Consider the following 9,226-nt stretch of genomic DNA (forward strand, 5'->3'; position numbering starts at 1 on the left):
CATTGGCGGCCAGGGTTTCCACGAACGCTTCGGACGGCGTCATCTTTTGCGGGCCGGTGGGGATGGCCGCTGCGGCGGCGGCTTTTTGCTCGGTCATGTCATTCATGGGTGTCTCCTGGTCTGTTGTAATGAACTGCAGTGAAGTTATCAACTTATTTATCAAAAATCGGTATATTTTGTTCCGAAATTTGATATACAATTCAATTTAAGCGTTCGAGAATCAAAAGTCAAACAGAATTTCGAGGAAACGGTACAATTTGAGTTCGAAAATGAAATAAGCTGAAGTAACACTCATAGCTACCCAACCGAGGCCACCATGGACATGATTTCATCCCCAAAACTTGAGCCGGAAAAACTGGAAGGCGACACGCCCACGATGCGTTTGTTTGCCTTGCTGGAAGTGATTGCCGAAAAAGACCAGTTGCTGTCGCTGCAAGCGCTGGTGGAAGAGACAGGGCTGCCGAAGCCCACCCTGCACCGCATGCTGCAACAGCTGGAAAGCGTGGGCGTGCTGCAGCGCGAGAGCGACGGCCGCCACTACAGCACGGGCGTGCGCCTGCGCCGCCTGGCGTCGAACCTACTGATTAACAACACCTTCCATGGCGCCCGCCGCATGGTCTTGCGCCAGCTGGTCGAGGAAGTGGGCGAAAGCTGCAACCTGACAGCCTTCAGCGGCAGTGAAGTGGTGTACCTGGACCGGGTGGAAACGGCGGCCCCGCTGCGCTTCTACCTGCACCCAGGTTCGAGGGTGCCCGCCCACTGCTCGTCCAGCGGCAAGCTGTTCCTGGCGCAAATGACGCCCGTGCAGCGGCGCCGCCTGCTGGGCCACATGGAATTGACGCGCTTTACGGACAAGACGGAAACGGACCCCGTCAAGCTGGAACGCGAACTGGAACTGGTGCGCCGCAACGGCTATGCGCTGGACGACGAGGAATTCCTGCCCGGCCTGCTGTGCGTGGCCGTGCTGGTGCCCAACCCGAACGGCCGCTCGAACCTGGCCGTGGCGATCCAGGCGCCCATCATCCGTTTGACGCACGACAAGGCTTTACATTTCTTGCCAGCATTGCAACGCGCCGCGCAAGCCCTGGCCGCCATCGAATCGGAAACCATGCCGACGACGGGCGGGGACGACGACGCATTGCAAACCGGTCATTCATAACCGCCGCAGCGCCCATGCTGCGGTTTCACAGGAGAACAAGGTGCCAGATTCACGCCAACATCCCCCCGCCGCAGCGGCGCAAACCTTGCAGTCCGTGCGCAGCCTGTTCCATATCGACAGCGACCTGCTCGTGCCCGTGTTTACCGAGCGCGACCCGCACGTGCCCGACATCGACCCCGCCTACCGCTTCAACCAGGACGTGACCCTGGCGATACTGGCCGGCTTCACCCACAACCGCCGCGTGATGCTGCAAGGCTTGCACGGCACGGGCAAGTCCACGCATATCGAGCAGGTGGCGGCGCGCCTGAACTGGCCTTGCGTGCGCGTCAACCTCGACGGCCACATCAGCCGCCTGGATCTGGTCGGCAAGGACGCCATCGTGCTGCGCGAACAGCAGCAGGTGACGGAATTCCAGGAAGGCATCGTGCCCTGGTCGCTGCAGCGCCCCGTGGCCCTGATCTTCGACGAGTACGACGCGGGCCGCCCCGACGTGATGTTCGTCATCCAGCGCATCCTCGAGCGCGACGGCAAGTTCACCCTGCTCGACCAGAACCGGGTCATCACGCCCCACCCCCACTTCCGTTTGTTCGCCACCTCGAATACGGTGGGATTGGGCAATCTGAACGGCATGTACCACGGCACGCAAGTACTGAACCACGCGCAGATCGACCGCTGGAACATCGTTGCAACGTTGAACTATCTGCCGCAGGCGGAGGAGACGGAAATCGTGCTGGCCAGAGTCCCGGCCATGAATGACGAATCGGGCCGCCAGTTGGCGAGCAGCATGGTGGCCGTGGCCAGCCTCACGCGCCACGGCTATGCGGCGGGCGACCTGGCGTGTCTGATGTCGCCACGCACGGTGATTACCTGGGCGGAAAATTGCCAGATCTTCCGCGACCCGGCGCTGGCCTTCCGCCTGTCCTTCCTCAACAAATGCGACGAGGCCGAACGGCCCATGGTGGCCGAGTATTACCAGCGCTGTTTCAATGAGGAATTGCTGGCGAGCCAGGCATGAGTACGGACGCGACCGCGCCTGCCGCCTACACGCGCGAGCAGCAGGAAACGGATGAACTGTGCGCAGGCGTCATCCGCGCGCTCAGCGGTTCTGCATCGATACGCTACCGGGGCCGGCGCCTGCACGACGGCCACCGTCCCCTGCCCATCCATGCGGCCCATCTGCAGCCCGATGCGGCGCTGCAGGATTTGCCGGCGCTGCGCGGCGCGGCCGACAGCGTGGCGCTGCGCCTGCTGCATACGGATGCGGTCTTGCACAAGTCGCTGTGCCCTGTGGAGCCCGTGGCGCGCCTCGTCTTCGAATTGCTGGAACAGCTCAGAGTGGAAACGCTTGCGCCAGATCAGCACGCTGGCGTGATCGCCAACCTGCGCCACCGTTTCACGGCATGGTCGCACGCGTTCTACGATTCCGGCCTGGCCGAAGGCGCTTCGGGCTTGCTCTTGTATACAGTGTTCCAGATGTGCTGGTCGCGCCTGACGGCCCGGCCCGTACTGGAAAAGACGGAAGATTTCATCGAAGCGACGCGCTGGTCAGTCTCGTCACAATTGAGCGGCGACCTGGCGGGATTGCGCCGCCACCGAGCGGACCAGGCCGCCTTTGCGCGCCACGCGCTGGCCATCGCCCACGCTGTCGATGCCATGCTGAAAGAGGCGCAGGCGGCGCAGGATGACCAGCAAAGCGCGGCCGATGACGCGAAAGCGCAGGCAGCGTTCAAGCTGCTGCTCGATTTCGACAGCGACAACGACCATCTTCCCGATGCGGCCCCGCTGGGCGAGAGCCGCGCCTTCAGCGATGGCCAGGGCGGCTATCAAACTTACTCCACGATCTACGACCGCGAGGAAAAAGCAGGTGATCTCGTGCGCCGCGCCCTGCTGCTCGACTACCGCGAACGCATGGATGCGCGCATCGCCAGCCTGGGCGTCAACACGGCCCGCCTGGCGCGGCGCTTCACGCAATTGCTGGCCGTGCCCCGGCGCGATGGCTGGTCCTTCGGCGAGGAAGAGGGATACATCGACGGCCGGCGCCTGGCGCAGCTGATCAGTTCCCCGTCCGAACGCCGGCTATTCCGCAAGGAACAATTTTTGCCGCAAGCCGATTGCCTCGTCACCTTCCTCGTCGATTGTTCCGGCTCCATGAAGACGCATGCGGAATCCGTGGCCGTGCTGCTCGATATTGTATTGCGCGCACTCGACCAGGCCGGCATCAAGACGGAGTTGCTGGGCTTCACGACGGGTGCCTGGAATGGGGGCCGCGTGAAACGCGACTGGATGCGCGCCCGCTCGCCCGCCAACCCGGGCCGCTTGAACGAACTCGTGCACATGGTCTTCAAGGATGGCGACACGAGCTGGCGCCGCGCGCGGCCCGACATCGCGGCGCTGCTGAAAGCGGACCTGTACCGCGAAGGCGTCGATGGCGAAGCCGTGGATTGGGCGTGCAGCCGCATGCTGGCGCGCCCGGAACGGCGGCGCATCCTGCTCGTCGTCTCCGACGGTTGCCCGATGGATACGGCCACGAATCTGGCCAACGACGAGTTTTACCTGGCGCAACATCTGAAGCAAGTGGTGGCGCGCCGCGAAGCGCAGGGCGCCGTGGAACTTTGCGGGCTGGGGCTGGGGCTGGACCTGGGCGCCTACTACAGCCGCAGCCTGGCCACCACCCTGCCCGCCTCACTGAACAATGAGCTGTTCAGCGAGATCGCCCAGCTGATCGGCGGGCGGGGAAAACGGTAGCTATGCCCGCGGTTTGCGGCGGCGCGCCATCACGCCTGCCAGCGCCAGGCCCGTCAGCAGCATGACATAGGTTTCCGGTTCCGGCACGGCGCTGACATATTCATACGTCACTGCCACGCGGCCGGAAGCGGCCGTCTGGAATTGGGTCAGCAAATTACCGGAACCGCTGCCCGTCGAGGAACCGATGGCGTTCAGGCCAAGCTGGATCAAGCCACCACCCGCCGAGGAAAACAGGGCGAAGTCGCTGGCACTGCCGCTCGTGTAGCTGTTGGCGCCCGTGCTCGACCGGGGTCCCGTATTGGCGCCCGAGGTGCCGGCAAAGTCGATGCTGCCATCGAAGGCGCTCAAGGCGAACGTCTGGGCGAACAGCGGGTTGGCTACCAGCAAGGTGGAATTATCGGGACGGTACAAGGTCAGCAGCGAAGCCAGGCTCAGGGTCACGTCGGAAGCGCTGGCATCGAGACTTTCCGCCTTGCCACTGCCCTCTACGGCGCCTTCCAGGTGAAACTTGATCGACGTCAATGTGCCCAGGTTGCTGTCAAACTTGCCCAATCCCAGGGTGTCGACCCAGTTGGTGGCGCCCAGCGCGCGGTCGGCGCTGAAGGTAATGGTCTGGGTGGCAGCCTGGGCGGAAGATGCGGCGGCGAGGCCAAGCAAGGCGGCGGCGGCCAGTGCGGTGAGAGATTTTTGCATCGATGACTCCTGTTCATTCAACGGGGACGAGTAGATCACGCAATGATCCACACAAGAAACGCGAGGAAGGTTCCTCGCGCCACAGCCCGGCCATTCAGCGATCCGGGCAATCCATTGTAATAAATGAAAGAGTCGCAATATACTCAGTTTGTTGCAATTTTAAAAATAACTATTGTTATTTTAATTGCATACATGCGCACAAGAAATGACGAGCAAGCCGCCTTCGCAGTGCCTCAATCGACGCAGTAGCGCACGGCATGCGCTTCCATCGGCAGCGGGATTTCCCAGTTCCACAGCATCGATTGCAGCTTCTTGTTGCTGAGCGACGTGTCGCGCTGGCCGTTGCGCCTAAGTAATTCCTTACGCGGCTGCTCCAGGTACACGAGCTCCACCTGCGCATGGTATTTATACAGCAGGTTGAGCGTCTTTTCGCGCATCAGCTTGGACAGATGCGTGGCGTTCCACACGAACGGTTCGCCACGGCGCAACAGCTCGCGCGCCCGCTCTTCCGCATAATCACCCACCTGCCCTTCGTTCTTACCGTGCTTCAAGCCCAAGGCCGTCCGCGCATCGTCGAAGGAGACGACGGGCAGGCGCGGATGGTGCTTGTCCACCCACGTATTCTTGCCCGACGCAGGCAAGCCCGACATGACGATCACGTGCGAGCCCGGCTCCTGGAACAGGGGATAGTCAGGATGCGCCTCGGCGCCGCGAAAATATTTGACGCGCGTGTGATCGTCGACAAAGACCCGGCGCTGTCCATAGCAGCCCTCCTCGCGCGCCAGTTCGCGGAACAGCTCGATGGCATCGAGGATGCGCTGCGGATCGGGACAGATGCGGCCGCGGATATCGGCTTCTGCCAGCATGGCCAGCAGGCGGATATCGACCTGCCACGACAGTTCGCGCACGGTGAACTCGGGCGTGACGCCGCGCCGCGACGATTCCAGCGCAAAGAAGGGCACTTGATGGACATTAATCAGGCGGCAGATTTCCTCGCGCGCGGCAAACGGCACCGCATAATCCCACAGGGCGATGCGCGCATCGAGCGCGCCCTTGCGCGAGTGGCCGGGCTGGCCGATGGCGCCCGTCACCGGGTCGATCACCGTGGTGCTGCACTTGGCCACGTCGTGCAGCAAGGCGGCCAGGAAAACGATTTCCTGTTCCGCCCGCGTCGCTTGCTGGTAGTCAGGCATGGCCAGCAGCGATTCGACCACCATCATCGTGTGCGTCCACACATCGCCTTCCGCGTGATACACGGGGTTTTGCGGCGTCGTTTTCGCCAGTTCCAGTTGCGGGAAGGCGGCCAGGCAAGCATTGAAATCGGGCGAGCGGCCCGCTGGCGGCACCAGTTGTTGCAGGGTTTTCCAGTGCATCATTTTGTACTCCTCGATAAGGCTGCCAATTCGTCGAGCGACTGGCAAGTGTGCAAGCCCAGGCTTTCCCATGTGACGAGCGGCTGCGGCGCGTACAGGTCCACGCCGTCCGCCAGCTGGTTCGGGATCAAGGGCCGCGTGCTGTGGTGCGAACCGCTGTCGAGGATGGTTTGCGTAAAGTCATGCCGCACCAGCTTGTAGCGGGCCAGCACCTGCTCCTCGTCTTCCACTTTCAGATACAGGCCTTCCGCGTGGTCGGATTTGTCCGTCTGCTTCCAGCACAGGTCCAGCGGCAGGCGTTCGCGCGCCACGACGCCTTCGAAGGCGTCGCGCCACAGGCGGGACTTGGCCAGCGAATGGCGCAGCAGCTGCCACAACTGCTTGGGCGACGCGGGCATGGCGCCCGCATACAGCACGGGCACGGAGAGCACGGGCGAGCCGGCCAGCATGGCGTGGCGGCGCGCCGTCGACAAAAACATCTGGCTGCGGCGGCAATACACGTCGAACTCGTTGAAGTAATGGGGCAGCCGGTCGTAAAACACGGAATGCTTGCTGTAAGACCATTCGCCGAACAGCACAAATTGATCTTCCAGCAGATGCAGCAAGGCGTGTTCATGCGCGTGGGCCCACGGTTTCAACAGGTTGAACTGGCGTTCGCTGCCGCCGCCCGCCAGGTAGTGGCCGCGCGACTGCAGCAACACCTCGCCCGCATCGCTGAACGACACGGCAGAGTTGGCGCCATCGATTTTTTCCTCGATGACGACGTATTGGCCGGCCAGTTTTTTCAAGGGCATCTGGTCGGAACCGTCGTCGCCATCCTGCAGGCGCGAGCCTTCTAGGTGCGGCGTGCGCGGGTATTTGAATAAGGGCAAAGATTGTAAAAACATAGCGTCCCACGCCGCGTTCACCGGGGCGTGTCCATACAGGGTCAGGGGTGCTGACGACGTGTTCGGGCGTGGACGATCAGGACGGTGGTCCTGGATACGTGTGCGGATGGAGCAGTGCCGCAGCAATCGGAGGGCGTCAACGCGCCGAACGATGCTGCAAAGAGCATTTCGTCAGCGTTAGCAGGTGATGGCGAAGAAGCGAGGCACTTTTGGCTCCAATAAGGAAGAGGTTCGAGAAAGAACGGGGAATATAACGGCAGTTTGATTATTTTGCAAGCGCCGCACGCTTGGAGTCTATCCCAGCAGTTGCGGCACGGCGGCCGCCATCAGGGAGAGACCGATCAGGGTCAGCACGGCAAACGCGATGCGGCGCATGCCGCGCTGGGCGATCGGCGGCGGGTAGCGCTTGCCGGCCATGGTGGCCAGCACGCCCACAGGCAAGGCCAGCGCGCACAGCAGCAAGACTTTCGCATCGAGCTGGCCCTGGCTGCCCGCCATCAGCGAGCGTCCGCCCGCACTGATGGCGAACAGGAAGATCAGGCTGTAGCGGATGGTCTTTAAACTCATTTCCTGGCGATAAAACTGGTACACGAGCGGTGGCCCGGCCAGCGAAAACAGGCCCGAGAACAGGCCGCCGCACACGCCGCTGATGAAGAAGCTGCGCTTGCCGGCCGCGCCCGGTCCCGGCGGCGCCTGCAGCAAAATGCTGACGCCGCCATACACGATGGCCGCGCCCAGCAAGAGCTTCAGCAAGGGCGCATACGCCTGGTCCAGATATCCCAATAACAACACGCCGGCCGCCATGGCCGGCAGCAAGCCGATGCTGGCGGCGCGGATGGCGCGCCAGTCCAGGTGGTGCATAGCGCCCGGCAAAGCGACGAGGCAATTGGCCAGCGACAGCAAGCTGACGAGGGCCGCCAGCGCGGGCACGGGCGCCAGGCCCAGTCCGCTGGCCACGCCCATGACGATCATGCCCAGGCCAAATCCCGTGACGGTCTGGAAATACGTGCCCGCCGCCACCATGCCCAGCAGCGCCAGCACGGGCAGGCTGAACAACTCAGCGCCCACCCTGGGCCTGCACGGACGTGACAGCAATCACGTTGTACACATCGTCGGCGCTGCAACCGCGCGACAAGTCGTTGGCGGGCTTCTTCAAGCCTTGCAGCAGCGGGCCGATGGCGACGGCGCCGCCCATGCGTTCGGCCAATTTATAGCCGATATTGCCCGCATCGAGGTTCGGGAACACCAGCACGTTGGCGCGGCCGTTGACGACGGAATCCTTGACCTTGCGCTGGGAAATCTCGGCCACGATGGCCGCATCGAGCTGCACGTCGCCATCGATGGCCAGCTGTGGACGCTGGGCCTTGACCCGGTCCGTGGCAGCATGCACCTTGTCGACGGCCGCGTGGTGAGCGCTGCCGCTGGTGGAAAACGACAGCATGGCGACCCGCGGTTCTTCCATCAGCAAGGCTTGCGCGCTGTCGGCGGCGGCCATGGCAATGTCGGCCAATTCATCGGCTTTCGGGTCGACCACGAGGGCGCAGTCGGAAAAGATGAAACCGCCCTTGAGGCTGTGGAAAGGTTCGCACAGCATCATCAGGAAAAAGCTGGACACGAGCTTGAAGGCCGGGTCGACGCCGATGATCTGGATGGCGCTGCGCACCACGTCGGCCGTCGTGTGCACGGCCCCCGCCACGCAGCCGTCGGCGTCGCCCAGGCGCACCATCAGATTGGCGTAGCACAGTGGCTCTTGCACGGCGATCCTCGCCTGCTCCACCGTCATGCCCTTGGCTTGACGCAGCACAAACAATTGCTGGGCATAGTGTTCCGACTCCTCGGAAGTGGCCGGGTCGACCAGGCGCACGGCATCGAGGTCCAGCGCGTGTTCGCGCGCCAGCGCCAGGATGGCGGCCGGCTTGCCGACGAGGGTGATATGCGCCAGGCCTTCGCTTGCCGCCCGCGCGGCCGCCTGCAGCACGCGCGCATCGCCGCCCTCGCACAAGACGATGTTTTTCGGCACGGCGCGGGCTTGCGCGATGATGCGGTGCAGGGCTTTCATGGCGACTCCAATTCGGTAAAAAAAGTGCCGGAACCATGGAAGCATGAAGATGATTCCGGCACATAAAACCCGGCGCGATTGCCGGGGTCATACAAGGATCGGGCAGGTTGGTGTCGGATTACGCCGGGCCGAGGCCCGGCTAATCCGACCTACACAGTCACGTAGGTTGGGTAGGTTGGATTAGCCCGCCAGGGCGTAATCCAACAACACCCGCCACATCAGACGTAATCTTTGTACTTGTCCAGATGCCGCACAGGCTTGCTCAGCGCATCGCGGCGGAACGGGTCGCCCAGCTCGCGCGTGCACATGA

8 protein-coding genes are annotated in these 9,226 nt (G+C 63.0%); 3 read left to right on the forward strand and 5 right to left on the reverse strand.

All coding sequences use genetic code 11. The features are described 5' to 3' along the window. Positions 1-322 precede the first annotated feature (322 nt). Genes AC54AF_RS26345 through AC54AF_RS26355 form a run of 3 tightly spaced genes read left to right on the forward strand, consistent with a single transcriptional unit; the run spans position 323 to position 3,904 of the window. Positions 323-1,159, forward strand: a complete 837-nt coding sequence (locus tag AC54AF_RS26345; protein WP_374106902.1) for an IclR family transcriptional regulator — start codon at positions 323-325, stop codon at positions 1,157-1,159. A gap of 40 nt (positions 1,160-1,199) precedes the next feature. Further along, a complete protein-coding gene (locus AC54AF_RS26350) occupies positions 1,200-2,174 on the forward strand; it encodes an AAA family ATPase (RefSeq protein ID WP_496638936.1) in 975 nt (324 codons plus the stop codon). Beyond that, positions 2,171-3,904 carry a cobaltochelatase CobT-related protein gene (locus AC54AF_RS26355; protein ID WP_496638937.1) on the forward strand — a complete coding sequence of 578 codons (1,734 nt, stop codon included), beginning with the start codon at positions 2,171-2,173 and terminating at the stop codon, positions 3,902-3,904. Before AC54AF_RS26350 ends, AC54AF_RS26355 begins: the two co-directional genes overlap by 4 nt. On the opposite strand, the gene AC54AF_RS26360 is transcribed toward AC54AF_RS26355, so the two are convergent. The 5 genes from AC54AF_RS26360 to pta all read right to left on the reverse strand — a co-directional run bounded on the left by AC54AF_RS26360 (position 3,905) and on the right by pta (position 8,916). After that, positions 3,905-4,597 (reverse strand): choice-of-anchor E domain-containing protein, encoded by a 693-nt coding sequence (locus AC54AF_RS26360; RefSeq protein WP_496638938.1) that lies wholly within the window; start codon positions 4,595-4,597, stop codon positions 3,905-3,907. It lies immediately after the preceding gene. A gap of 233 nt (positions 4,598-4,830) precedes the next feature. Then, entirely contained in the window at positions 4,831-5,973 is a 1,143-nt protein-coding gene (locus AC54AF_RS26365) for an AAA family ATPase (RefSeq protein ID WP_496638939.1), read from the reverse strand. Next, a complete protein-coding gene (locus AC54AF_RS26370) occupies positions 5,970-6,857 on the reverse strand; it encodes an RNA ligase family protein (protein WP_131690098.1) in 888 nt (295 codons plus the stop codon). The genes AC54AF_RS26365 and AC54AF_RS26370 overlap by 4 nt, the downstream gene beginning before the upstream one ends. Positions 6,858-7,151: 294 nt before the next feature. Then, positions 7,152-7,880: a TSUP family transporter gene (locus tag AC54AF_RS26375; protein WP_496638941.1), complete on the reverse strand. Its 729-nt coding sequence runs from the start codon at positions 7,878-7,880 to the stop codon at positions 7,152-7,154. A 34-nt stretch (positions 7,881-7,914) separates the two neighbouring features. Then, positions 7,915-8,916 (reverse strand): phosphate acetyltransferase, encoded by a 1,002-nt coding sequence (gene pta, locus AC54AF_RS26380; protein ID WP_496638940.1) that lies wholly within the window; start codon positions 8,914-8,916, stop codon positions 7,915-7,917. Positions 8,917-9,226: the final 310 nt, after the last annotated feature.

It is taken from the genome of Janthinobacterium sp. JF4 (assembly GCF_059617925.1).